The organism is Acetobacter persici (assembly GCF_018256955.1).
GTDB classification, from domain to species: Bacteria; Pseudomonadota; Alphaproteobacteria; order Acetobacterales; family Acetobacteraceae; genus Acetobacter; species Acetobacter persici.
Genome location: NZ_JAERKU010000013.1, coordinates 1 through 26206 on the forward strand (window position 1 = coordinate 1; position 26206 = coordinate 26206).

Below are 26206 nucleotides of genomic sequence, written 5' to 3' on the forward strand. Positions count from 1 at the left end.
AAGAACCGTCAATCAAATCGCCAAAAGCCTGAAATCACGAGCCAGCCCCATCAACCAACAGTTCTTCGATCCCTCCAAGTTGAAGTCTTCTGTCTTTATAGAAACTTAAAAAGGGAAAAATTTTGCTTTTCTGATGGGAGGGTGAAGGCCCAAAATGGGTCTTTCTAATTTGTTGGGGTATGTTAACATTAGGAAACCAGACCAGAAAGGATAAAACGCTTATTATGCGTTTACGTCAGATCGAAGTTTTCTACGCGATCATGTCCACGGGCTCTCTGCGTCGTGCTGCGGAGGTGCTGCATGTCTCTCAGCCCGCCGCCAGCAAGGTGCTGCGCTATGCTGAGCAGTCTTTAGGGTTTGCCCTGTTCGAGCGGACAGGCGGCAGGCTGGTGCCCACGCGGGAAGCACGGATTATGCTGCCCCACGTTAATACAATTTTTGAAAAGATTTCTGACCTTAAAAGACTTACGGAAAATCTGCGTTATGCGCGGGATGGTCACGCTATCAGTATTGGCTGTGTGCCCAGTCTGGGGCTGAGCGTGGTGCCCCGAGTCATTCAGCGCTATCACGCGGCCCATCCGGGGAACGAACTGACAATTGATACGCTGCACGGGCCGGAAATTGTCTCGCGTATCCTCAATCATGACCTTGATCTGGGTATTGTCTTCGGCACCTATGAAAAGCAGGGGCTTACCGCCAGCCATATTGCCGATGTTCCGCTGGTGCTGATTGATCAGGACGTGACGAAGGGGCCGGTCGCTCTGGAAGATATTGATCCGGCCCGCTATATCGGCCTGAGCGAAAATGACCCGACAGCGCGCCTTCTGGATATGGTGTGGGAAGAAGCCAGTCTGGCGGCTGTACCCGTTGTGCGGGTGCGCACGCATTATATGGCGGCGGAGCTGGTCCGGCTGGGGGGAGGCTGCGCCATTGTGGATGGGCTGACGGCTCTGCATCATCCCGGTTTGCCCACACCGCTCCCACTCAAGCCGCCACTGGGGATAGCCTGTACGGTTCTCTTCCGGGCGGATTATGCGCTTTCTCATATTTCACGCGATATTCTGGAACTTCTTAAAAAAGAGATCGCAGACGACCTTGCTGGTCTGCCTGCTCTGTAACCCCCCCCCTTAACCGCTGGCTAATGGTTCGTGACATTTTTGACATGGACAGCGTTCCGTTTTCTTCTGATCATTCCGATATCGTATTTACGTGGTGGTGGCGGGGAAGGCAGGTGGACGATGTCTGGATCAGGGACCTATAAAAAGCGACTTCTTCTTTTAGGCATTTCTGCCTTTTGTTATGGATTGACGACTGAGGCGCACGCCCAGATCATTTCTCTGCCCGGGACAACCACAGGGAAAGCCATAACCAATAAATCGTCGAAAAAATCGGACGCGACGGTCAAAACAAACGGCAAGGATGAAGCGATCACCGTGGTCGGCACGCATCTGGGTGCTGTTGAAACGGCGGAAGTTCAGCCGGTTACCGTCATTACAAGTGAGCAGATTCAGCAGTCTTCCTCTATGACAACGGGGGATGTTTTTGCGCACATCCCGTCCATGGGGTTTTCAGGGAACACCTATTCCAACGCAGGCGGTTCCTGCCTGAATATCCGGAGCCTTGGCACGGCCCGCACACTGGTGCTGGTTGATGGCCATCGTATGGTCAACGGGAATGGCGCGGTTGATTGCCCGGATGTGAACAGCATTGTCCCCGCCATGATTGACCGTATTGAAATCCTGAAAGATGGCTCTTCTACAACTTACGGATCTGACGCCATTGCAGGTGTGGTCAATATTATTCTGAAGAAGAATTTTACCGGTACAACGCTGACCGCAAACGGCGGGATCAGTGAATACGGGGATGATCAGACGACGGCGCTGACCGCAGCGCATGGGTTCAATTTCATGCATGACCGCGGCAATTTCACTATTGCCGGGTCCTATAACTATCAGGCGCCCATGGCGGCTGATCAGCGCAAATGGGCGATGCAGGAAGCAAAGGTCAATAACCCGCCGGGGCAGGACCAGTATTATGGTTCCCAGTATGGCGCTCTGCCTGTTTATGCGGCCCTCAACGGGGGTGCACCTTTAACACCGTCCAGTGATGGCGTGGCGCAGTCAGTCATTTCTGACGGGCATGGTGGATACAGGCCGTATAAATGGAGTGATAACTATGATTACTCCAAAGATAACCAGATTATAGCGGAACAGCAGGTCGGCTCTCTGGCCTCTACAGGGCATTTTGACGTCAACAGTAATCTTCAGCTTTATATGACGGCGAATTACAGCCACACGCATACAGTCAGCGCGGGCACCCCGATGTATATCGCCACACCCGCCACGACGCTGACAGGCAATTCCGGCGCAATGGTTGTGCCCGCCGGTGAGCCGGGAAATCCGTTTGGGTCAGATGTCGCGCTGAACCAGCGTATGTTCGGGATTGGCCGTGAATATGACTATGAAAATATTGATTACTACCAGCTGACAGGCGGCGCGCGCGGCACGTTGCCGCATACAGGTGGCTGGACGTATGATTTCTTCTTCTCTTACGGCAAAACCACAACGTCCGATAAAGGCACGGGCCGCGTTAACTGGCGCAATATGGAAAACGCGCTGGGCTTCCATCAGACGGGCGGCGCTGGCTCAACAGAAGGGTATTATGACCCTAATCTTTGCGCAAATACCGCTGGCTGCTCACCGTATAACCCTTTTTCCGGTACCATGTCCCGCGCGGCTGCCAACTATATCAGCTTTGATGATGTGTATCCGTCCGCTCAGGAAATGCGGGACGTCCAGTTTACTGTTGCCAACAAGCATCTTGCCCGCCTGCCGTATGGTCCGTTGGGGATCGCGCTTGGGGTCGAACATCGCAGTCTGAATGGTTACTGGCATTCTTCATGGCAGGATCAGGCTGGCCTGAACTCCAATCAGGTGCGCGGGGATACGGGTGGCGGCTATAACGTGACAGAAGTTTTTGGGGAGCTGAGTATTCCTCTGCTGCGGAATCTTCCGGCAGTTAAAGCGCTGAATGCTGAAGTTTCCGGGCGATTTTCAAATTATAATACATTTGGGCAGGCTTATAACTGGCACGCAGGTCTGATTTATGCGCCGACTGACGATATTAAATTCCGGGCGAACATCGCGACAGGTTTCCGGGCACCGACCATTCAGGATCTCTATAAAGCCAAAATTATCAGCCTGACGGGCACGCGTGATCCGTGTGCTTATATCTCCACCTACCCCGGAGCCGTGCAGAGCACCATTGCGGATAACTGCCGGGCTCAGGGCATCAACCCGAACACATTCAAGCAGACCAATGGGTCTCTGAAATATGAAACCGGCGGCAATGTGAATCTGAAGCCGGAAATTTCTAGAACCTATACCATTGGTTCCATCATCACACCGCGGTTCATTCCGGGCTTTACGGCAACGGTGGATTATTTCCATACCCATATTACGGAAACAATCGGCTATCCGTCTCTCTCGACCGAGCTCAACGGCTGTTATGAAAGCACCGGCCTGTCCAGCAGCTACTGCTCCATTCTCAATGGGCGCGATGTGAATGGCCAGCTTTACCCGGTTGCGCGTCTGCATGAAAATACCGGTGCTTTTATTGAAGATGGTCTGGATATCAACGCGTCCTATCAGGTGCCGATTGACTACAACAATACGCTGACATTCGGTGCGGATATTCAGGACATCATGTCCTACAAAGCGCAAAGTCAGGATGGCCAGCCTCTTATTTCCTATCTCAGCACGGATGCGGGCGTGCCAAAGTGGGTTGCCAACGGGTCTGCCACCTTCACCCATGGTCGCTGGAGCCTGACATACATGCTCCGGTTTATTGATGGGTTCACGTATTATCCCAGTTCTTCTTATGGCCCGACTGTCTCCGAGTGGTGGAAAACCAATCAGGCCTGGTATCATGATCTGATGCTGACCTATCACGGAGATATCTACAGCGTGACGGCAGGTGTGAAAAACCTTGGGGGCCGGGACCCGAATTTTTACGCAAACGGTGATTATAATACGTCACCCGGAATGTATGACTATGCCGGGCGGTATGTTTATCTGAAGGCGCAGGTTCATTTCTAGGTCAGAGCTTGGGGTGGGGGCCGTGCAGCCTCCGCCTTCTTCCCGCATCCTCTCTTTTGATATCCTGCGCGGTGCAACCGTTGCTGTCATGATTCTGGTCAACAATCCGGGGGACTGGAGCAAGGTCTGGCCCCCGCTGGAGCATGCCGCATGGAATGGCTGCACCCTTGCTGACCTTGTTTTTCCGTTTTTCCTGTTCCTCATGGGGTGCGTCATTCCCTTTGCGTTTGACAGACGCCTGAGCGAGGGAGTGCAGCGGAGCCAGTTGATGGCGCATATCGCGTGGCGCGGTCTGGCATTAATCGGCTTTAAACTTCTGCTCAGCCTGTATCCGTTCTTTCATTTCGGGCATCTGCGCTTTTTTGGGGTCCTGACGCGGATTGCTCTGTGTTACGTGGCGGCCGCCAGCCTTTATGTGTCTGTCCGCAAGCCAGTGGTTTTAGTCTTCGTTATCGCGATCCTCCTGCTGGCTTACTGGGGGATGCTGTATGCGCTGCCCGTGCCGGATGCAGGCTGGCCAGGAAAGGATTTTCCTTTTCTGGATGCCGATAAAAATATGGCGGCATGGCTGGACAGGCAGTTTTCCGCGTGGTGCCGGGCATGGCTGCATACTGGTGTGCTGTATGAAAAGACGTGGGACCCGGAAGGGCTTTTAAGCACCCTTCCGGCACTCGGGACGACATTATCTGGCGTTCTGACAGGCCAGCTCTTCCGGCGGCCAGATATTTTACCGGCGCGGCGGCCCGCGCTTCTTATGGCCGCGGGTCTTCTTGCTGTTGTGCTTGGTCTGCTGTGGGGGCTGGTTTTCCCGCTGAACAAGTCCTTATGGACAAGCTCCTTCACGCTCTTCACAACAGGAGCGGCGCTCTGCTGCCTGAGCGTGTGTGACTTTCTGTTTGATCTCCGGATGGTGCAGAAAAACAGTTCTGTTATGTGCTCTGTTGCGACGTTTTTCAGGATATTCGGGACAAACGCCGTCTTTGCATTTCTCTTTTCGGGTTTTGTCGCAAAAACGCTGCTTGCTCTGCCCTCTCCGGTAAAAGAGGGGGCGTCTTTTCAGGCGTGGCTCTCTTTTGTCCTCAGGGCCGGGCCTCCCTCCACGCCACTCACATCTTTTCTGTTTTCCATCTTTTTCCTTATGCTCGTTTTTGTGCCACTTTATGGGCTGTACCATAAAAAAATATTTCTAAAGCTTTAGAGTTTTCTCATGTTTCAAACACAGGTCTTTTCCTCTATGCGTTCAAATCAGACACGATTAAAGCGGCGTTTCAGCATGTTCGCACAGTGCGGTGCGCTGGCGGCACTGTGTCTGGTGGCGGCAGGCACGTCTGTTCAGGCGGCAACAGTCTCTCTGCCAGATGGCCTGACTGAAAAGCAGATTGATGATGTGGTGAACAAAGCACGGCAGGCTTTTGATGTGCCGGGTGTTGCCGTCGGTGTGATTCATGATGGAAAAATTGTGTTCGCCAAAGGGTATGGGCGCAAGGCTGATAATGAAAAAAGTGGTCAGGTCGATACCAGCACCCTTTTCGCGATTGGCTCCAACAGCAAGGAGTTTACAGCAACCGCGCTTGCAACGCTGGTTGATGAAGGCAAGCTGAAATGGACAGATCGCGTTAATGATATCATGCCCGAATTCAGGGTTTCAGACCCGTGGATTACGCGGGATTTTCGTGTGAGTGATCTGCTGACGCATCATAGCGGCATGGGGCTTGGTGCCGGAGATCTGATGCTGTTTTCACACAGCACGTTCACGCGGAAAGATATTCTGGCAGCATTGCCCTACATGCCCTTCACGGGGCGTTTCCGGGCCGACTATGCCTACAATAATCTGCTTTATGTTGTAGCCGGGGCGCTGGTGGAAAAAGTATCCGGCCAGACATGGGAGCATTATGTTCAGACGCGCCTGATTGATACCGCAGCACTCCCGGCATGTCAGAGCACATTCCCAGTCAAGGGGCAGGTGGATGTTGCGGCGGGGCAGGGGAGTGATGGTGTGCTGCCTGACCACGCAGACCCCTCGGCCATGGCACCCGCAGGCGGTGTGTGGTGTAGCGTGAACGGGATGAACCGCTGGGTTCAGACCCTTCTGAATGGCGGCCAGACCGTGGATGGCCGGAAGGTGATCAGTCTGGCCCAGCGTGATGCGCTCTGGGCACCCCACGCGCTCCTCCCATTGCCAGACAGTGCTGACAGGACAAAAAGCCATTTCCGGGCCTACGGCTATGGGTGGTTTATGGAAGATTTTTACGGCCTCAAACGGGTCTGGCATACAGGCACCGTCAGCGGCATGGTCAGCTATGTTTCCATGCTGCCGGAAAAAAATACAGGGTTGGTGGTTCTCACCAACCATGATGATAACCACGCGACCTATTCCATTGCTCTGACCATGAGTTCGCTGATTGCGACGGGCAAAAGTGATGACTGGGTTGCCTACTGGCAGAATGAGGCCAGAAAAGCGCAGGCAAAGGCCGCGCAGGAGGCCTCTACAACCGGACCGGGTTCCCACGCGCGGCCCTTTATAACGCTGCCAGCCTCTGAGCTGAAAGAGTATGTCGGACTTTATCATGATGCGTGGCGCGGCGATATCCGCCTGTTTCTGAAAAATAACGCTCTTGTTATGGAATTTGGTAAGGCAGACGGCCTTTCCGGCACATTGTCGGCTCTCCCGCATGATCTGTTTGTGGCAAAGTGGCAGAACCGGGCTGAGGATGCCGGGGATGACAGCTATGTGCAGTTTGAGCGCGATATGTCCGGTAAGGTTACGGGGTTTCATATGCAGGTTGTCGGGTCTGATTTCAGTTTTGATGCACAGGATCTGCATCCGCTTAAAGTGGCTGCGCCATGACCGGGCGGCAGTTTCCTCTCTCCCGCAGACATTTTTTGCAGGGATCTTCTCTTCTGCTGGCGCAGGCTGGTCTTTCCGGGTGCCAGACGCCGGGTGAACTGAACAGGTTTGCAAAGGCGGATACGCTGATAGAGCAGGCCATCAGGCGGGGCGAGTGCCCCGGCGCCGTATGGGGTGTCGGGCAGCATGGGCGGTTGCTGCATCGGGGTGTCTTCGGCGCGCGCAGTCTTGTGCCGGTGCAGGAGGCCATGACGTGGGACACGGTGTTTGACATGGCGTCTCTCACCAAACCGATGATCACCGCACTGGCCGTTATGCAGCTTGTGGAAAAAGGGCTGGTGGACGTGGATGCGCCAGTAGCCCGCTACCTTCCGCAGTTTGCCGCAGGGGGTAAAGGCCAGATTACGGTGCGCCTGTTGCTGACGCATTTTTCCGGCCTGCAACCTGACCTGCCCCGCGCACCGGACTGGTGGGGCAAATCCGCCGCGACAGACCGCATTATGCAGGCTGTTCCCGTCAAAACACCTGGCAGCAGCTTTATTTATAGTGATCTTAATTTTATTGCTCTTGGTCTGCTAGTTGAAACGCTGACAGGTCAGACGCTGGATGTGTATGCACAGGCGGCCATTCTCAAACCGCTTGGCATGACGCAATCCGGTTTTCTGCCGCCTGCCGCCATGCAGCCGCGCATTGCTCCAACCCAGTATGATGAACACGGCACCATGCTGCGCGGTGTGGTGCATGACCCGACTGCCCGCAGGATGAACGGGGTTGCGGGGAATGCAGGCCTCTTTTCCACCGCAGAGGATGTGATGCGCTATGCGCAGGCCTTGCTGGATCAGCGTGCCGGGCGGCCCAGCGCATTTCCTCTCAGCCGAGCCCTGCTGCTGCGGATGACAACACCGCAACAGCCTGCGGGCGAGACGAGCCTGCGTGGCTTTGGGTGGGATATTGCCTCCCCGTATGCCACGCCACGCGGCGAGAGGCTTTCACACCAGTCCTTCGGGCATACCGGGTTTACGGGCACATCTTTGTGGATTGACCCCGAGAATGACTGCTATGTTTTTATTCTGACCAATCGTGTGCATCCCAATGGCGGACACAGTGTTGTGCATTTGCGGCATGATGTGGCGACTGCGGCCGGAGAGGCTCTGGGGCTGCCTCTGGCTGTGCCGTAATCTCTGAAGCCTCTGTGGTGTTAACTTCAGGTTATGGGGGGCGGGCATTTTTTAAATGGCATGCCGGGCTATCTCTTTTTAGGTTTTTCTTCTGAGAAGATCCCCGCACTCCGGCGTGAGCATGTTTCAGCGGGCTCGTCATTCTACACAAGGGGTCAGCGGATTTTATGCCTGCAAAACGGACAATTACGGTAGTCGGCGGGGGCGTTATTGGCCTGACAACCGCTTATGCGCTTATCCGTGCCGGACATAGCGTGACACTGGTCGAGCAGGAAGAGCATGTTGGAGAGCAGGCCAGTTTTGGCAATGGCGGGCAACTGAGCTACCGCTATGTGCGGCCACTGGCGGATGCTGGCGTGCCGCTTGAAGCCCTTTCATGGATGGTACGGCCAGACTCCCCAATTTCACTCCGGCTCCGGCTGGACTGGAAGCAGTGGCGCTGGCTGACGGATTTTCTGCTGGCATGTAATGCCAGAACCAACAGCGCCAACGCCGCCCGGCTTTTAAAACTCGCCCTGCAATCACAGCAGGCGCTGCATCAGTGGCGGCAGGATGGTCTGGCGGATTTCCTGTGGCGCAAACCGGGGAAACTGGTTGTCTACAGGAACGCACAGAAATTTTCCAAAGCAGCAAAAAATGTCAAAAACCCGCAACAGGAGCAGGTGCTCACCCCGGCCGACTGCGCACGGGTGGAACCCGCCTTTGCAGGTCTTTCCCCCACACTGGCAGGCGGGATTTTCTCCCCGGATGATGAAGTTGCGGACTGCTATCTGTTCTGCCAGTCTCTTCTCAAATCTCTTCAAAATAGCAAAGAATTCCGTCTGATCAACGGTGTTGCTACACTGGAGGCCGGGCAGGCGGGAGTGTGCCATGTGCGGGTTGACGGGGCTCTTTTACCGACAGATCTTGTTGTGCTGGCGGCAGGTCTGGCCTCGCGCACGCTGGTGCAGCCTCTGGGGCTTACTCTGCCGCTCTACGGGCTGAAAGGATACAGCCTGACGGTGGCGGCTGACCCCGTTTTGCTGCCTGATGTGAGCGTGACGGATTATGATAACCGTGTGGTCTATGCCCGGCTGGGGGAGCGTCTCCGTATTGCCGCTATGGTCGATATCGGGGCGCTCAATGCGTCGCCTGACCCGCAGCGCATTGCATCCTTGCGGCATCTGGCGGAAGAAACGCTCCCCGCCGCCGGGCCTTACGCGTCCGCCGTGACATGGGCCGGGATGCGCCCCGCAACACCGACAGGCGTGCCGTTGGTGGAACGGACGCAATGGCGTAACCTGTTGCTGAATGTTGGTCACGGCGCTCTGGGGTTCACGCTGTCCTGCGGGGCGGCCGTGACTATTCGCGATCTTGTTGAAGAAATGCAGCCTTAACATGAAACAGTCCGCCTCCGCTCTTTCCCGTCGTCGTGTTCTGCTGGGAGGTGTGGCCGCGGGTCTGGCTGGCTTTGTCACTCCGTCTGCTCTGGCCCGTAAAGGCGGGAACTCCCGGATTATGGAGGGAGAGGGGCTGGAGGCGCCGGTTGAGGTGCTGGAAGACCAGTGGGGTGTGCCGCATGTTCGCGCGGCTTCCGTGCCGGATGCGTTTTTTGCAAATGGTTATCTGGTTGCGCGGGACAGGCTCTGGCAGCTTGATTTTGAGTATCGCCGCGCGCTGGGGCGGCTGGCGGAAGTGTTTGGCCCGGATTTTGTGCCGTCTGATACCGCGAGCAGACTTTTCCTGTTCCGGGGTGATGCGCAGGCGGAGTTTGCTGCGCTTCCCTCTACAGTGCAGGCTTCTGCCCGTGCCTACGTGGCGGGAATTAACGCGTATCTTGCGCACCTGCAAAATAATGAAGAACAATATCCTGAAGAATTCAGGATTTTTTCGTACACGCCGCTTGTCTGGGATGTGCTGGACCTTGTGCGGATCCGCGCGGAAGCGACCGGGAACACACAGGCTGAAATTCGCCGTGCCCGGCTGGCCGCGCAGGATGCGCTTGCTTATGACGTACTGATTATGCCCCTGCGCCCTGCTCACACCCTTACGGTGCCGGACGGGCTGGATGTGCAGGCTGTGACGGAACAGGATCTGGGTCTTTTTGGGGGTTTGCAGGATGGCCCCCCGCTCTCTGGCCTGCATATACCTCCATCCCGTACGGAAGGCGACCACCGTCGCGCTAATGAAGGGAGTAACGCATGGGTCATAGCCCCCACGCGCACAGCAACAGGTCGGCCTGTTCTGGCGAATGACCCGCATCTCAGCTTCGGCTCACCGGGGCCACGCCATGTTATTCATCTGACGGCACCGGGGCTGGATGTGATTGGTGGCGGCGCACCGGGTATGCCCGGTGTCATGCAGGGGCATAACGCACATTTTGCTTTTGGACGCACCAATTTTCATATTGATCAGGAAGATCTTTTTATCCTACGCACGCATCCCGATCACCCGGATCGCTATTTCCATAACGGGCGCTGGGCGGAGATGGAGACGGAAGAGACCACCATTGCGGTGCGTGGTGGTCCTGCGCAGAGCGTGAGGCTTCGTTATGCGGAACAGGGGCCTGTTGTGTCGGCTGATGGGGTGCGGAACAGGGCTGTGGCAGTGTCTGCCACATGGCTGTATCCGGGTGCCAATGGCATGCTGGCAAATATTGGAATCAATCTGGCCAGTGACTGGCCCAGTTTCCGCAAGGCTCTGAAACTCCATACCAGCCCGACAAATTTTACATACGCGGATACCGACGGGAACATTGGCTGGCAGGCAGCGGGCGGGTTGCCGGAGCGGCGTAACGGGTATGATGGTCTCCTTCCCGCACCGGGGGACGGGCGTTATGACTGGAAAGGCCTCCAGCCGCTGGATGCCCTCCCGAACAGTTTTAATCCGGCTTGTGGCTGGTTCGGGACCTCGAACGAACTTAATCTGCCCGCGGATTATCCCTACGCGGAACGCTGCGTGAGTTATGAATGGAAGGACCCTTACCGTTACCAGCGGGTTGCGGAGGTTCTTCAGGCCTCTCCGCGCGCCACTCTCGCGCAGAGTGTGGCATTGCAGCACGATACACTTTCGCATCTCGCTTTGTCCGTCGTGCAGTTTCTGCCGGATGTTCCTGCGCATCTGGCGGCGGAAGCGACCCTCTTGCGCCGGTGGGACGGGCATGTTGAGGCTGCCAGCGCTGGGGCCGCGCTGTATGAGGTCTGGTGGACACGGCTGAATACGCTGTTCTATCAGGCGCTGGTGCCCGCACATCTGCGCCCCCTGCTGCCACAGCCGCTCAATGCCTCTGTTCTGCTCGCACTTCTGCAAACGCCGGATGAAAGATTGGGAAAAGCCCCAGAAGCGCAGAGAAATACTTTGCTTGTCACAGCTTTCCAGCAAGCAGTGGATGAACTGCGTGACCGGCTTGGGCCGGTTGCTGCCGCGTGGCAGTGGGGCCGGTTACATACGGTGCAGCTTCGTCACCCGCTGCATAGTGTTAAAGCGATAGCAGAAGCATTTTTGCCGATAGGTGGAGAAGACGCCCGCAGCGGCGGGGACGCATATACCGTTATGGCGCGCTGGTATAACCCCAACCTGTCTCATAAAGCCTTTGAACAGGGCCGCAACCCGTACGCCGTAACAGGGGGGGCGAGTTATCTGATGGTGTGTGACGTCGGGGCATGGGACCAGTCTCTGTTCCTGAATTTCCCCGGACAGTCGGCTGTGCCAGGCAGCAGACATTATGAGGATGCTCTGCGTGTCTGGCTGAAAGGGGAGATGCAGCCTCTGCTCTTTTCAGAACAGGCCGTTCAGGCCGGAGCCAGATACCGTTCCACACTCTACCCAAAAGGAAAAACGCCATGAACTCTAAACTCTGTTCCGCTCTGGCTCTGGCGTTTTTTACAACGACCGCACTGGCGCAGACGCCGAAACGGTCCATGGATCAGCAGATGGATGCTGTGCTGACGCAGGGTGAAAGCCAGCCTCTGGCGGCGCTGGCGGCTGTCAGGCTGCATCATGGTCAGCCTGTTTATCAATATTATGGCGGGTTTGCGCGGCGGGATGGCGCAAATACGGTTCCCGTCAGACAGGATACACTGTTCCGTATTGCATCAATTTCCAAAGTGGTGACGACCATTGGTCTGATGGAACTGGTGGAACAGGGGAAAGTCAATCTGGACCACGATGTTTCAGACTATCTTGGCTTTACTTTGCGGAATCCGGATTTCCCGCAGACACCCATTACCGTGCGGATGCTTCTGAACCATACATCGACTCTCCGCGATGGGGATGTGTATGTTTTGCCGCCCGGAAAATCCGTGCAGGATTTTTTTGATGCGACCCATAAACCCGGTAATCAGAACTATCATTTTTCTGTCCATGATGGGCACGCGCCGGGAACATATTTTACCTATTGCAACCTCTGTTACGGGCTTGTCGGCACGACTATTGAGCGTGTCAGCGGGGAACGGTTTGACCAGTATCAGAAACACCATGTTCTGGAGCCGCTGAAAATTGATGGTGGATACAACATCATGGCGCTCGACCACCCGGAGCGTCTGGCCACACTCTACGGGCGCGTACCCTCAGGCTATGAGGCCACAGTAGACAGCCAGCCCTTTAAAGGGTGGAGCAAAGACGCCCTGGCTGCTTATAAAATCGGCAGTAACGGAACACTCTTTTCCCCGCAGGGTGGTTTGCGCATTTCCATGCAGGGTCTGACGCGTCTGGCACGCTTCATGATCCAGCGTGGCACACTGGAAGGAGTAAGGCTCCTGACGTCTCAGAGCATTGAGGCCATGGAAACCCCCACATGGACCTTTAACGGCCAGAACGGCGTCTGCCCTTACCCGCTGAGCGCATATGGATTGAGCCTGTTTTTGCTGACAGGCGCAGAGGATACCAACGGAAAGCCTGCCAGCCCTTATCCGGGGTATAAAGGCGGGCTGCGGGGGCATCTGGGGGATGCGTACGGCCTGCATTCCGGCTTCTGGTATAATCCGCAAAATGGAGATGCCTATCTGTTCGCGGCAGATGGCTTCCCGGATTATGATCAGGAAAAACGTGGAAAATATTCCTCCTTCTCCCGTGTAGAAGAGGAAATTTTCACAACTCTGGCAGGAAAGAAGCCATGAGCCGCCGTTCTGTTCTGGCGCTGGCGCTGCTTGCCGGGAGCGTATGGAATGCAGGCGGTGTCGATGCCGCTCCGCTGGATGCAGCGGGAGTTGCCCAGCAGATCCGCGCCCTTCTGGCTATGCCGTTTGCGACGGATCTGGTCGGGGCTAGTGCGGCACCCCGGTTTGCATGGGTGGAAAAGCGGGATGGGGTGCGCAACATTCTGGTGGCTGACGCCGCGGGTGCGCCAAAAGCCCTGACGCATTATACGCAGGACGACGGAACAGATTTGTGGGGACTGGCTCTTTCTCCCGATGGTAAGACGCTGGCTTACGTGGAGGGAGGAGACCCGGAATATCCGGATGATCCTTCCCCTACCCCTGATCTTCAGGCCTTCCCAACGCACCAGACTGTGTATGTGGTGCGGGAGGACGGCAGGCCGATCCGTGTTGGCGAAGGCTGGAACCCGACTTTTTCCCCCGATGGACAGATGCTGGCGTTTATCCGCAAAGGGTCGTTGTTTATTGGTCCGGTCGGCAAGGTTGCGAAAGAGGTTACGGCGGTACGGGGTAACCTGACATCGCTGCAATGGGCGCCGGATGGATCGGCGCTTATAGTCACGCTGGACCGGGGCAGCCATGCCTTTATCGGACTATGGCGTATCCGGACCGCCAGCATGATGTTCCTCGCCCCCGCGCTGGCGCAGGATAGTCTGCCTGCCTTTTCCCCCGATGGCCGCTCTGTAGCGTTTGTGCGTGAGCATAAACCGCTGAGTGAGAGCAAGGGGCAGAAAGGCTCTTTCTGGTCTCTGCATGTTTATAATCTGGAGAGCAATACCGATCATGTCGTCTGGACACCGCCTTCTGGTCCGGGCTCACGGTTTTTTGCGCCTGAAGGCAGTGGTCTTTTATGGTCTGATTCCGCCCATATTCTCTTCCCATGGGAAGGGAGTGGCTGGATGCGGATTTGCTCTGTGCCGGTTTCTGGCGCGGTTGCGCCAGCATGCCTGACACCGGATAAAGCGGAGGTATCATCCTACCGGCTTTCTCTGGATGGAAAGACGCTTTTTTACACAAGCAATGTCGGAAATCTGGATGCATGGCACGCATGGCGGCTGGCTCTGGATGGCTCTTCACCCCAGCGTCTGACGCAGAATGAGGATACGGAGACAGAGCTTGCGGTTGCGGGCAACCGCGTTGGTCTGCTGGCCGCAAACGCTGTGCAAACAACACATCCGGTTGTGGTAACGCCCGAAGGCCAAGGAAAACCGCTTGTTTCCCCGCAACACCCTGCGGGCACGCATTTTGTCACCCCGAAAGTTGTTATTTTTCGGAGTGAGGATGGGGAGGAGGTGCATGGACAGCTTTTTGCGCCGGACGAAGCCTCTCAAACGCCGCATCCCGCACTGGTTTTTGTGCATGGTGGCCCGCACAGGCAGATGCTCCCTGCCTTTAACGGCATGGGCTATTATTCCAACGCCTATGCCATGAACCAGACTCTGGCGGCGCAGGGTTATAGTGTGCTGGCCGTAAATTACCGGAGCGGGACGGGCTATGGCGAGGCCTTCCGCAACGCACCCGATATTGGCAGACTGGGTGCGCGTGAATATCGGGATGTTCTGGCTGCGGCAAGATATCTTAAAGCCAGACCGGATGTGGACCCCGCGCGGATTGGCATCTGGGGTGGGAGTTGGGGCGGCTATCTGACGGCACTGGCGTTGGCCCGCAACAGCGATATTTTTGCCGCAGGGGCAGATTTCCACGGCGTGCATGATATGACGGAGGCTGATAAACCCGGCCTTTCGCCGGAAGAAAACCGAAAAGCGCATGAGCTGGAATGGCAGTCTTCCCCTGTGGCGGATATTGCCCGCTGGCACGCCCCGGTTCTGCTTGTGCATGGGGATGATGATTATAACGTAGAGTTTGAGCAATCCACGCTGCTCGCCAGATTGCTTTCAGAACGTGGCGTACCCTATGAGGAACATGCGCTGCCTGATGAACGGCATGCGTTTTTGCGGATGCAGGACTGGCTCTCTTCTTATACATGGATGAATACGTTTTTTGCGCACAAATTGGCAGCCCATAAGCCTTAAACAGCAGAAGGCCTGTGGAAGCACGGGAGTTCTTCCGGCCTGTGGCTTGTTCATCGGAGAGGGACAGATGAAGATGCTAAAAACTTTCTATGGTATGAAAAAAGTTTTTATGGCCGGACTTGTTCTGGTGTCTTCTCAGGCAGGTGTCGGCTTCGCTGCTGGGGCCACGCCGCTCGCGCAGAGGATGGCGGAGACGGTTGCTAATCAGCCCGGACATTATGCGGTTTATGCTGCCCGGAGCGGGCAGGCACCGGGTGTGTGCCTGAACTGTGATGATCTGATTAACGCCGCTAGCACAATCAAACTTTTTGTGCTGGCTGCGGCTTATGCTGCGTTTGCAAAAGGCACACTGCATCCGGATGATACTCTTACGGTGCATAATCGCTTTTCTTCTCTGGTTGGAAAGGGACACTTTGCACTGGAGCAGAAAGAGGATTCTTATGACCCTCTTTACGCGCAGGCGGGAAAAGCTGTTCCTGTATCAGAGCTTCTGCGGGTGATGATCCAGTATAGCAGTAATCTTGCAACCAACCTGATGATTGAAAAACTGGGTGTTCTGCCTATCCGTTCTGTTGTGAATGCACAGGGTCTGAACGGTATTATCTTCGGCCGTATGATTGAGGATTTTGACGCGGATGCGCAGGGTATTCGTAACCGCGTTTCCGCCCGTGGTCTGGGGAGTTTTCTGCAAAAGCTGAATAACGGGCAGATTGTTGGCAAAACGCAAAGCCAGAGCATGATCAAAATTATGCTGGGGCAGAAATTTAATGACATTATTCCTCCCGGCTTGCCAGTCGGCACACCGGTCGCGCATAAGACAGGGTGGGTAAACGGTGTGCGGAATGACGCGGCCATCGTCACGCTGCCTGACGGGCGGCAGTATATTCTGGTGGTGCTGACATCTGGCCTGCCGGATGAACAGGCCGGGATCAAAGTGCTGAACACCCTTTCTCATCAGGCGTATTTGTATTTTCTGAAGAAGGGCTGACAGGCGGTTTTAAAGGTTTTTCGGATTTTTTGCACAGGCTGAGTGTGGCTGGAAATAGTGATTTCCTGAAAAAGAGTTATTTACAAAAAACACATTCTATAAAAAAGATTTTAACATTGTTTTTCCGTAACTTTTCCTGTGTTCTTTAACAATACTGTCACAGAACAATCATCAAACTACAACACACACGCCTCTGCAAGGCGATAGGTTACGCAGCGTTATTTAACCCCCGACCGGGAGCCTCAGTATGAGGAATTACGCTGCATGAAACAGAGTAAACTCTTTCTTCTGACAACATGCATGAGTTCTTTGCTCTTTCATCATGCCCATGCTGAAACAGCGCCAGCCAGCACGCACAGCAAAAAAGCTGCGCAGGCCAGCGCCACGCCGGCAGCTAAAAATAAACTGGCTGCGGCTCCCCGGAAAATAAAAGTCACCTCGACACAATCAGACAAGTCTGAATCGATTATTGTGCTGGGTGCGGGTGCGGCGCGTGAGACGCAAAAACTGTCCCATCTGGCGCTGCAACAGGTGGCGCCCGGCACCAGCCCCCTTAAAACTTTGTCCAAACTGCCGGGGGTGATGTTTACATCGTCCGACGCGCTGGGGTCTTATGAATGGTCTCAGCAGATTATTATTCGCGGGTTTGATCAGAGCCGCCTTGGCTTTACCATGGATGGTATTCCGCTGGGCAATCTGGCCTACGGGAATGATAATGGCCTGTCGATTGGCCGCGCTTTGCAGACGGAAAATAATGGTACGGCTACTCTGGCGCAGGGGGCAGGGTCTGTCGGGGTTGCGGCCTCGAATGACCTTGGCGGCGCGCTTGAGTTTACATCCATAGACCCCACCGAGAAATTTGGTGCGGACGTTGCGGCAACGGGTGGGTCTTACGGAACCTGGCGGACGTTTGCACGGGTGAACACCGGCACGCTGCCCGGCGGTGGCCGCATGTATATGTCCTATGATTATCAGGACGCCAATAAGTGGAAGGGTGTTGGCATCCAGCAGCAGCAGCAGGCAAACGTCAAGTTCGTGCAGCCGCTGGGTGAGAAGGTAAAACTGACGCTGTTTGGGGATTACAGCCAGCGGGCAGAAAACGATTATCAGGACATTTCCAAAGAGCAGATCAGAACAATCGGCTATAAGCTGGATAATATTACCAATAACTATGGTCTCGCCAAAGAGATTGCCAGAGCCTACCAGAATGGCACGCCTTTTCCGGCCGGGATCAAGGATCAGGATCAGTCTTACTATAACTCAGCAGGCCTGCGTGAGGACGTGCTGGGGTATGGTAAACTGGACTTTCACCTGACAGACCGCCTGAAAGGGTCCGCCACCGTTTACGGCCATACCAATACGGGCGAAGGGATTTATGCCACCCCCTATACGCCGACACCTGAGGCATTGGGCGGTTCTCCGCTGTCCGTCCGTACCACGGAATATGATATTCATCGTGAAGGCTTTATTGGCAGCCTGTCATATGAAATCGGGCACCACACGATTGAGGGCGGCTTCTGGTTTGAAAATAATGATTTTGAACAGGCCCGTCGCTTTTATCCGCTGAGCGAGGATCGCTATACCGGCAGTTCCGTCCACTGGTTCCGTGGGAATTCCTTTGCAACCCAGTGGCAGAGTGCGTTCAACACCAAAACCTACCAGTTCCATTTGCAGGATACCTGGCAGATTACTCCGGCTCTTAAGCTGAATTACGGGTTCAAATCTCTCGTTGTTGACAACCGTGGTCGTCAGCTTGAAGGGAATGAGATGGGTGTGCCTGTGCCGACCAACACCTATGCCGGCGGCTCCATAACTTCGGCCAACGGCTTCCTGCCGCAGATCGGGGCGAACTATCGCCTGAACCGCCACAATGAAATTTTTGCTGATTTTGCAAGAAACATGGCGGCTTTTGATAACTCAACTACAGGTGCCACCAGCCCGTTCGCCATGACGAGTGCAGCCTATGCGGCCTCTAAAAACTCTCTGCGTCCGGAAATGTCCTATAGTGAAGAAATCGGGTATCGCTTCCATAACCGGCGTATTCAGGCCTCTTTGACCGGGTATTACATTGAATTTGAAAATCGCCTTCTGTCCATTACCCCCAATGCGACCAATAACGTGCAGGGTATTCCCAGTATTCTTGTCAATGGTGGCGGTGTGACCGCGCGCGGGATTGATGCGGCGTTTAACTACCACTTTACGGATAACTGGTCTCTCTACGTCTCGTATGCCTATAACCAGTCCACCTATAATGATGATCTGACGACAGGTGGCATTACCTACAACACCCGCGGCAAAAGCGTTGTGGCAATGCCGCGTAATCTGGCAAACGTGCAGATCAGCTATGATGATGGCTCGATCTGGGGTAATTTCGGCATGCAGTATCAGGGCCGCCGGACTTATACCTATACCAATGACCAGTGGATCAAGCCGAACGACATCTTTAACCTGAATGTCGGCTATCGCTTCCATAGCCAGAACTGGGCGCTGCGTGGTCTGGATATGCAGATCAACGTGACGAATCTGTTCAACAAACGCTATGTCGCGACTGTTGGCAGCGCAGGCTTCCGCCCGACTGACCCGACGGGCAGCCTGCAGACCCTTCAGGCTGGTGCTCCGCGCATGGTCTTCTTTACAGTGCGCAAGCATTTCTAAAAGCTTTTTTGTTTATCTCATGTAACGGATATTTTCATGCTCCGTGGTCCTAATCGTCGCCAGTTTCTGAAGTTTAGCGCCGCTGTAACGGCCGGAGCGGCGTTGCCGGAAAACCTGAAGCGGGCGCTTGCCATAGCGCCCAACACAGTAACCGGCACGATACAGGATGTAGAGCATGTGGTGATCCTGATGCAGGAGAACCGCTCTTTCGATCATTACTTCGGGTGCCTGAAAGGCGTGCGTGGCTACGGGGACCCGCGTGCCGAGCACCGCCCGGACGGCAAGAGCGTATTTGCGCAGCCTGACGGAAAAGGCGGGTATGTCCTGCCTTTTCTGTTTAATACCGCGCACACATCGAGTGCCTGTCTGGCCAGTCTCGATCATAGCTGGAAAAATACGCAGGCGGAGTGGAATAACTGGGATACATGGGTGCCGCACAAAACACCCATGACCATGGGGCATTTCACCCGTAACGAAATCCCGTATTATTATGCTCTGGCTGATGCATTCACGATTTGTGATGCCTATCATGCCTCGATTTTTGGCCCCACCAACCCGAATCGGCTGTACTTTTTTACCGGCACAAACGGGCTGGCTGTGGGGAATGCGGGCAAGCAGGCTGTTGAGAATGTTGATGATGGCAACTGGTCTGCCGATATCACGCATGACAAGCCGGACTTCAAGCCGTTTGACTGGACCACGTACCCTGAAAAACTTCAGGAAGCGGGTGTTTCCTGGAAAGTGTATCAGGAATACGATAACTTTGGTGATAACCCTCTGGCCTCTTTTGCGGCATTCCGGAATGTCGATAAAAATACATGGGCGTATCGTGGGGCGCGCAGCATTGTGGAGGGCTCTGGCCCTGCCGATATGCAGACCACGGAGGGGCGTTATCTGATTGCAGCGTTTGAGCGCGATGTTGCGCAGGGCAAACTGCCGCAGGTCTCATGGATTGTGCCGCCCACAGCCCTGAGCGAGCACCCCAATGCCCCGCCGGGCTATGGGGAATATCTGATTTCCCAGTTGATGGATGTTTTTGTCCGGCACCCGGACGTCTGGTCCAAAACTGTTTTTATTCTCAATTACGATGAAAATGACGGGTTTTTTGACCATGTGCCGCCCCCGGTCCCGGCACTGGATGCACAACAGGGCGCCTGCACGGTCCCGACCGACGGAGAGCACTATAACGGAGAACCGGTGGGCCTTGGGCCGCGTGTGCCAGCGTTGGTTATCTCCCCATGGACTAAAGGGGGCTGGGTAAATTCGCAGGTTTTTGACCACACATCTGTGCTGCGGTTTCTGGAAGCGCGCTTTGGGGTGGCATGCCCCACCATCACGCCATGGCGGCGCAGCGTGTGCGGAGATCTGACCTCCATTTTTGATTTTGCACAGAGGGACCGCCGCTGGGAGGCCACGCTGCCCCGCACGGACAGCTATCTGGCAGAAACCCGCAAATCCTGTGCGTTGCCTAAGCCTGTTGTGCCTGCCCATCAGACTATGCCGCAGCAGGAAAGCGGGCAACGCCCCGCCCGCGCGCTCCCTTACGCCTTGCACGCCGACTGGCATGCGGGAGCTGTGCAGCTTCTCAATACTGGCGTGCAGGGGGCTGTGTTCCGCGTGCGGGATGGCAGGACGGCGCGCCACTACACCCTGTCTGCCGGGCAGAGTGTTGCGGTGCCGGTGGATAATAGCGGACAGTCTTCTCTGACAGTACACGGTCCAAACGGTTTTTTCCGTGGTTTTTACGGGAAGGTCGTGCCGGAATGCAGTCTGCGGGAAGATCCTGATAACGGGGCAGTTGTTCTGACTGTGCAGAATTCAGAGCAGGCGCCCCGCAGTGTGCGTGTTGCTGAGCGTTATAGCTCTGCTGCTCAGACCCTCACTCTGCCGTCCGGTTCCTCCGTCAGCACGTCCTGGCCGCTGGTAGCGTCTGATAACTGGTATGATCTGGCCGTGTATGATGCGCAGGACGGCACGCTGCTTTTGCATCTGGCTGGCCATATGGAAAATGGAAAGCCCAGCCGCACAGACCCGCATATGGGCATGCAGGCATAACGGAGTGTCTTGAACGGTCACTGGCTCTGCTGCGGTGAGCAGAGCCAGTGACTGTCTGAGCCGGGTGGTTAGTCGATGACCACCGTGGCTTCATCCGTCAGAACACGGAACAGGAAGCTTTCCTGCAAATAGAGTTCAACCGTGGTGGCCGTGTGGCTCAGATACCCGATTGAGAAATCCTGACCGATTTCCAGTGCCAGATCGCCTCCGCGGAGGGAGACAAGGAACGCGCCCTCAATTGCCGGGGCCCAGATGATTTTTCCGTCAATCATGCTCTCAATATGTTTGATGATCGGGTATCCGTCATCACCACCGCCTGTCACAGCCTGATAGGCCTGCGCACCCAGCACCAGAGAATACGGGCCGTTTACGCCCGCCAGCCGCAGGTTCTTCAGGGCTTCCGCCAGCACGCCGGGGTAGTTTTTGGCGGAGGTTGGCAACTGGAGGTGTGTGTTGGAGCTGCTGCGTCGGATGCCGGGAATACCGGCGGCGTCATAGCCATCAAAAATGACGCGATCTTCAAAGAATGCGATTTTTTTTGCGGCGTCTTTCACGGGCTGCCAGTCTGCGTCCAGAGCGCCACGTTCAACGGCATCAATCTCGGTGCGGGAGAGGGTGAAGGGAACACGGACTTCCACCGGCGGCAGAACTTCCCGCCGGACTGCCTGAATCCCGTCTTCCGGGGTGCTGAGGGCTGTGGCGCGGCCTGTGCCCGTGCCGGAGAACGCGGTGCCTTTGGGTTCAGAGGTATCCACCACACGGCGGCCAGCCAGATGGCGGCGGATGGTGCGGGCGGCTTCTTCCTCAATTTCAGCCCATGCGGCGCTGGAGATCGGGGCCAGATGTCTGTGCAGGTTGTTCATCTTACGTATCCTTACTTCAGTGAGCCAATACCAAGGGAGCCATCACGCGGGGGGGCGGCAGGCGCAGGTGCGTCTGCCGGAGGGGCGGGCGTGGTGTCATCAGCTGGGGCGGCAGCCCAGTCGGCTGCGTTATCGAGGAAGTCCGCTGTCGGGATAAAAAACAGCACACCGGTCACCGCCGTGCTGACATCGAGAATTCTGTCGTAATTGCCAGCAGGTTTCCCCACAAACATGTTTTGCAACATTTGCTCCGTGCGTGCCGGGGAGCAGGAATAGCCAATAAAATAGGTGCCAAATTCCCCTTTGCCCACCTCTCCAAACGGCATGTTATCCCGCACGATCTGGAGCTGCTGGCCGTTTTCTTCAATATTGGTCAGCACATTATGGGCGTAGCTGGGTTTGGCGGAGTCCTGAAGTTCAATATCAGAAACCTTTTTACGGCCAATGATATGTTCCTGAACTTCCGTGGGGATGGCTTCCCATTTTTTCAGGTTATGCAGGTATTTCTGCACAATCACATAGCTGCCGCCTGCAAACTCCGGGTCTTCATCGCCAATCAGGGTCGCGATTTTTGCGGCCTGACCTTCCGGGTTTTCCGTGCCGTCCACAAAGCCGAGCAGGTCCCGTGAATCAAAATATTTGAACCCGTGTACTTCATCAATCACCACCGCAGCGCCTTCCAGACGGGAGACAATGGCTGCGGCCAGCTCAAAGCACAGATCCATCCGGCTTGCGCGGATATGGAACAGGAAATCTCCGGGGGTGGAGGGCGCATGATGCACCCCGTTAATTTCCTGAAACGGGTGGAGGTCTTTAGGGTGGGGCTGGCCGAACAGGCGGTCCCACGCGTGGGAGCCAATGCCGGTAATGCAGCTCAGAAGGCCATCGGGGATGCGGAATCCTACCCCCCGTACGAGGGAGGAGAGGTCTGCAAGCAGGTCCACCACCTGCGGGTTAACGGACTCATCCTCGCTAAGTGTCATCACGAGGAAAACGGCGGCCTGAGTCAGTTTTGTATCAACGGGCTGCGGTGTGACCAACGGACTGAAACTCCCCTGCAAGTGGCGTCTGCCTGAAAAAGATCAGGCAGACTGACCATAGGCAGATCGCTTTATCTGGCAAGGGAGGGCCGCACAGAAAACACAAAATCAGGAGCTTGAAAGGGCCTCTGATAACCCAGAGCAATCACGCCATAAATCCGGTGCGGAGCAGAGGGTGTGCAGGCGGCATAATAGAGGGCTTCCCTGCTGCCCGTCCGGGACGGGCAGCAGGGAAGCGCGCAGAGGTTGATCAGAGCTGTGCCCACTGCCTCAACAGGTTGTGATAAGTGGAGGTCAGGCCCAGCACAGCCGGGTTATCATCCGGCAGAAGTTTGCGGATTTCCATAATGGACTGGTCAAACTGATAGAGCAGCGTGCGCTGAGTATCCTCCGGCACCATGGACTGGGACCAGAAGAAGGAGGCCCAGCGTGACCCGCGCGTGACCGGGCTGACGCTGTGCAGGCTGCTGGAAGGGTAGAGCACCATATCCCCCGCCGGAAAACGGACATTCTGCACGCCAAATGTGTCCTGAATCATCAGTTCCCCACCATCATATTCCTCCATCTCACTCAGGAAGAGGGTGGAGGAGACATCCGTCCGCATCCGGAAGCCGGTGCCCGGTACGGGGCGGATGGCATTATCCACATGCGCGTGGAAGCGCATGCCCTCATCATATCGGTTGAACAGAGGCGGGAAGACGCGGAGGGGCAGGGCTGCGCTGTTAAAGGTCGGATTCCGGCCAAGTGCCCGTAAAATGATCTCACCCAGTGCCCGACATTCTGCGCTGTCCTGCGGGATCTGGAGATTGTACTTGGCCTTGGCGGACTGGTCTCCCGCCGTCACCTTGCCATCCACCCATTCAGATTTTTCCAGTGTTGCGCGGCAATGGGCAACTTCTTCCGGTGTCAGAACATTGGGGATATGAACAAGCATGCGGGCGGTCCGTTCAGGGGTTTCTGGTTGTGCGGGGGAGAATGGCAGAACCGCGCGCCCTGCTGCAACCTGCTCGGGGGTGCCCAGCGGTTCTCAATTCTGCGCCATGCGTCGGAAAGGGTTTCCATTATCGACGAAGTGCTTGTAAACACATGTTTTTCCCGGCTCCTTGCCATAATAAGTTGAGTGATCCGTACCGTATGCCAGCCCCTTCTTCTCCAGTGCGCCGCCGCACACAGGCTGATCGCAGCACAGCCACACGGACAAAAATCATTCAGGCAACTGTCACCCTGTTGCAAACGCAGGGCTATGCCGCCACCACAATCCAGCGCATTGCAAAGGCGGCGGGTGTCAGTCTGGGGGCTCTGCAACATCATTATCCGGCAAAAGCCCAGATTATGGCCATGGTACTCCGGCATTATGCGCTGAAGCGCACACGTCTGTACCGCCCCGCCATGCGGCATAAAAGCCAGCCAGAACAGCGGGTGGACGCTATGCTGTCCGCCATGTGGACCCTTGTGACGGAGGGGCCGGATTTTATTGCTACGGTAGAAATTGAACTGGCCCGGCGGAGTGACCCGGAACTGGCTGCGGCCACAGAACCAGTGCTGGCCCGCATTGACCAGTTTATGACGGGGTGGCTTTCCGGCAGGCAGCACGGCAAGCCGGACCCGAAATTTGTGATGCTGCGCCTGCTGAATTCCACGTTCCTGCGTGGGGTTGCCATTGAAATTGCGCGGGGCACACCGCTGAGTGAGCTGAAAGAGGCTTATGAAATCTGGTGTGGCTTTTCACGCGCGGAACTTCTGGCAATTGTGAAAGACACCCCGTAAGGGCACACGCCGGAACTTGTTGCTTTTTTGGAATAAATCTCTTGACGACTTACAAACAAGTAGGATGTATTGCTTGCTATACACGCTTCCGGGGTAGTCTTCCTGCGGGAAAGGCGCCCTGAACGCCAGAAAGGGTATAACGTGACGATGCCATCTTTAAGTGCTCATCAGGTTTCCAGTCAGGAGATTGCCGAACGCCTGAAAAAAGTCCGCGAGAAGATGGAGCAGGCAGGGTTTTCTGCCTATATCTCATTCAATCCGGACAATATTTACTACCTGACAAACTTTGCGAATTTTGTTCATGAGCGGCCATTTGTGCTGGTTGTAACGGCATCGGCGCTCACTTTTATTATTCCCCGGCTGGAAAGAGCCCATGTTGAACGGCACAGGGTGGGGGATGAACTGACACTTGTAGAGTATGCGGAATTCCCGGCCCGCGCTGGCACGCGCTGGTCTGACCGCCTGCTGGACGTTCTGCCTGCGCAGGGCACTGTGGGGATTGAGGGGGCATGCCCCGCTTATCTGAGTGCTCTTGTCCGCAACCCGACGCAGATCCTGAATGTGATTGATACCGTGCGGGAAATTAAATCCCCGCATGAAATTGCCCGTATTGCCTGGACCAGTGATGTCATGACACACGCACTGGCCATGATGCTGGGCGCTGTTAAAAACGGCACTCTGGTGGCGCAGGCAATTGGAAATGTCACGCCGTATTTCTACCAGCGGTGTCTGGCGGAAGCGCCCAATTATAATGTGATGTCCACCCATGCCGCGGGGCTGATCCAGCCGCCGGCTTACACGGATGATCCGCATAATTTTTCATGCCTGACGGCCACGTGTGAGCCGGGGGGGCCATTTCTGGGACTGGTTGCCGGAAAAATCAACGGATATGGCGCGGAAATTGAGCGGACATTCTTTCTGGAACATTGCCCTGAAGAGGCCCGCAGGCCATTCGATACCATGATGGAAATGCGGCATAAGGCGTATGCCATGCTCAGGCCGGGTGCCATTGGGTCCGAAATTGATGCAGCCTGTCAGGAAATTGCCAGAAAAGCTGGTTATGATGTTCCGCTGCACCGTACTGGCCATAGTTTTGGCGTGACCAGCCATGAAGCGCCGTTTCTGGCGGTTGGAGAAGAGAATGTGCTCCAGCCGGGAATGGTGTTTAGTATTGAGCCCGGGATTTATCTCAAAGGGATCGCAGGCTTCCGGCATTCAGATACCGTGCTGGTGACAGAAGCAGGCTATGAAATCCTGACCAGATATCCTGATGAGCGCGATGATCTGACACTGTCCTGAAAGAAAAACGAGAAAACTTTTCCTGATTTCAGGGAGAGTACTCCCTCAGGGTCAACCTGATTGTCAGATTCCTGCTTTTTGTTACGAATAAATAACAAATAAAAGCAGGAATGTCTTTCTCCCAAAAGTTTTCTGAATCCACGCGTCAAGCTGCTGCCTGAACGATGGATTGTCTGAAACCTGACGAGAGGCTGCTGAAGTTGAAAATGTTACGATATAAAAACACTCTTCTCCTCTGCACAAGTGCG

17 protein-coding genes are annotated in these 26206 nt (G+C 55.5%); 14 read left to right on the forward strand and 3 right to left on the reverse strand.

Annotated features, from left to right (window positions below; translation table 11 throughout):
* Positions 1–224: 224 nt before the first annotated feature.
* From JK199_RS12525 to JK199_RS12580, 12 genes are all read left to right on the forward strand, one after another.
* A complete protein-coding gene (locus JK199_RS12525; RefSeq protein ID WP_212376507.1) occupies positions 225–1118 on the forward strand; it encodes a LysR family transcriptional regulator in 894 nt (297 codons plus the stop codon).
* Positions 1119–1304: 186 nt separating this feature from the next.
* Complete coding sequence (locus tag JK199_RS12530; protein WP_179194641.1) at positions 1305–4097, forward strand: TonB-dependent receptor domain-containing protein; 2793 nt, start codon at positions 1305–1307, stop codon at positions 4095–4097.
* A 22-nt stretch (positions 4098–4119) separates the two neighbouring features.
* On the forward strand, positions 4120–5295 hold the full coding sequence (locus JK199_RS12535; protein WP_212376509.1) for an acyltransferase family protein: 1176 nt from the start codon (positions 4120–4122) through the stop codon (positions 5293–5295).
* Between the two features lie 75 nt (positions 5296–5370).
* Complete coding sequence (locus tag JK199_RS12540; RefSeq protein ID WP_212376510.1) at positions 5371–6945, forward strand: serine hydrolase; 1575 nt, start codon at positions 5371–5373, stop codon at positions 6943–6945.
* Positions 6942–8123 carry a serine hydrolase domain-containing protein gene (locus tag JK199_RS12545; protein WP_212376512.1) on the forward strand — a complete coding sequence of 394 codons (1182 nt, stop codon included), beginning with the start codon at positions 6942–6944 and terminating at the stop codon, positions 8121–8123. The genes JK199_RS12540 and JK199_RS12545 overlap by 4 nt, the downstream gene beginning before the upstream one ends.
* Positions 8124–8290: 167 nt before the next feature.
* The gene (locus tag JK199_RS12550) at positions 8291–9499 is read left to right on the forward strand and encodes a D-amino acid dehydrogenase (protein ID WP_077930883.1); all 1209 of its coding nucleotides are present in this window, start codon (positions 8291–8293) and stop codon (positions 9497–9499) included.
* Position 9500: 1 nt separating this feature from the next.
* On the forward strand, positions 9501–11948 hold the full coding sequence (locus JK199_RS12555; protein WP_212376515.1) for a penicillin acylase family protein: 2448 nt from the start codon (positions 9501–9503) through the stop codon (positions 11946–11948).
* The gene (locus JK199_RS12560; RefSeq protein WP_212376517.1) at positions 11945–13219 is read left to right on the forward strand and encodes a serine hydrolase domain-containing protein; all 1275 of its coding nucleotides are present in this window, start codon (positions 11945–11947) and stop codon (positions 13217–13219) included. Before JK199_RS12555 ends, JK199_RS12560 begins: the two co-directional genes overlap by 4 nt.
* On the forward strand, positions 13216–15291 hold the full coding sequence (locus JK199_RS12565; RefSeq protein WP_212376519.1) for a S9 family peptidase: 2076 nt from the start codon (positions 13216–13218) through the stop codon (positions 15289–15291). Before JK199_RS12560 ends, JK199_RS12565 begins: the two co-directional genes overlap by 4 nt.
* 73 nt (positions 15292–15364) lie before the next feature.
* The gene (locus tag JK199_RS12570; RefSeq protein WP_244985134.1) at positions 15365–16279 is read left to right on the forward strand and encodes a serine hydrolase; all 915 of its coding nucleotides are present in this window, start codon (positions 15365–15367) and stop codon (positions 16277–16279) included.
* Between the two features lie 300 nt (positions 16280–16579).
* Positions 16580–18934: a TonB-dependent receptor gene (locus JK199_RS12575; protein WP_244985135.1), complete on the forward strand. Its 2355-nt coding sequence runs from the start codon at positions 16580–16582 to the stop codon at positions 18932–18934.
* Between the two features lie 36 nt (positions 18935–18970).
* A complete protein-coding gene (locus tag JK199_RS12580; protein ID WP_212376527.1) occupies positions 18971–20989 on the forward strand; it encodes a phosphocholine-specific phospholipase C in 2019 nt (672 codons plus the stop codon).
* A 68-nt stretch (positions 20990–21057) separates the two neighbouring features.
* On the opposite strand, the gene JK199_RS12585 is transcribed toward JK199_RS12580, so the two are convergent.
* The 3 genes from JK199_RS12585 to JK199_RS12595 form a co-directional block, all read right to left on the reverse strand.
* On the reverse strand, positions 21058–21852 hold the full coding sequence (locus tag JK199_RS12585) for a family 1 encapsulin nanocompartment shell protein (protein ID WP_086656503.1): 795 nt from the start codon (positions 21850–21852) through the stop codon (positions 21058–21060).
* 11 nt (positions 21853–21863) lie between these two features.
* Positions 21864–22892 (reverse strand): Dyp-type peroxidase, encoded by a 1029-nt coding sequence (locus JK199_RS12590; protein WP_212376530.1) that lies wholly within the window; start codon positions 22890–22892, stop codon positions 21864–21866.
* A 250-nt stretch (positions 22893–23142) separates the two neighbouring features.
* The gene (locus JK199_RS12595) at positions 23143–23826 is read right to left on the reverse strand and encodes a Fe2+-dependent dioxygenase (RefSeq protein ID WP_025824967.1); all 684 of its coding nucleotides are present in this window, start codon (positions 23824–23826) and stop codon (positions 23143–23145) included.
* Positions 23827–24026: 200 nt separating this feature from the next.
* Between JK199_RS12595 and JK199_RS12600 the strand changes: the two genes are divergently transcribed.
* Both JK199_RS12600 and JK199_RS12605 read left to right on the forward strand, forming a co-directional pair.
* Complete coding sequence (locus tag JK199_RS12600) at positions 24027–24659, forward strand: TetR/AcrR family transcriptional regulator (RefSeq protein WP_086656501.1); 633 nt, start codon at positions 24027–24029, stop codon at positions 24657–24659.
* Between the two features lie 147 nt (positions 24660–24806).
* The gene (locus tag JK199_RS12605; RefSeq protein ID WP_244985136.1) at positions 24807–25958 is read left to right on the forward strand and encodes a M24 family metallopeptidase; all 1152 of its coding nucleotides are present in this window, start codon (positions 24807–24809) and stop codon (positions 25956–25958) included.
* Positions 25959–26206 lie beyond the last annotated feature (248 nt).

Coding starts and splice junctions, on each gene's coding strand:
- JK199_RS12600 (WP_086656501.1), top strand. CDS start 24,027: ATGCCAGCCCCTTCTTCTCCAGTGCGCCGCCGCACACAGGCTGATCGC.
- JK199_RS12540 (WP_212376510.1), top strand. CDS start 5,371: ATGTTCGCACAGTGCGGTGCGCTGGCGGCACTGTGTCTGGTGGCGGCA.
- JK199_RS12555 (WP_212376515.1), top strand. CDS start 9,501: ATGAAACAGTCCGCCTCCGCTCTTTCCCGTCGTCGTGTTCTGCTGGGA.
- JK199_RS12570 (WP_244985134.1), top strand. CDS start 15,365: ATGCTAAAAACTTTCTATGGTATGAAAAAAGTTTTTATGGCCGGACTT.
- JK199_RS12550 (WP_077930883.1), top strand. CDS start 8,291: ATGCCTGCAAAACGGACAATTACGGTAGTCGGCGGGGGCGTTATTGGC.
- JK199_RS12595 (WP_025824967.1), bottom strand. CDS start 23,826: ATGCTTGTTCATATCCCCAATGTTCTGACACCGGAAGAAGTTGCCCAT.
- JK199_RS12580 (WP_212376527.1), top strand. CDS start 18,971: ATGCTCCGTGGTCCTAATCGTCGCCAGTTTCTGAAGTTTAGCGCCGCT.
- JK199_RS12525 (WP_212376507.1), top strand. CDS start 225: ATGCGTTTACGTCAGATCGAAGTTTTCTACGCGATCATGTCCACGGGC.
- JK199_RS12575 (WP_244985135.1), top strand. CDS start 16,580: ATGAGTTCTTTGCTCTTTCATCATGCCCATGCTGAAACAGCGCCAGCC.
- JK199_RS12545 (WP_212376512.1), top strand. CDS start 6,942: ATGACCGGGCGGCAGTTTCCTCTCTCCCGCAGACATTTTTTGCAGGGA.
- JK199_RS12565 (WP_212376519.1), top strand. CDS start 13,216: ATGAGCCGCCGTTCTGTTCTGGCGCTGGCGCTGCTTGCCGGGAGCGTA.
- JK199_RS12560 (WP_212376517.1), top strand. CDS start 11,945: ATGAACTCTAAACTCTGTTCCGCTCTGGCTCTGGCGTTTTTTACAACG.
- JK199_RS12585 (WP_086656503.1), bottom strand. CDS start 21,852: ATGAACAACCTGCACAGACATCTGGCCCCGATCTCCAGCGCCGCATGG.
- JK199_RS12605 (WP_244985136.1), top strand. CDS start 24,807: ATGCCATCTTTAAGTGCTCATCAGGTTTCCAGTCAGGAGATTGCCGAA.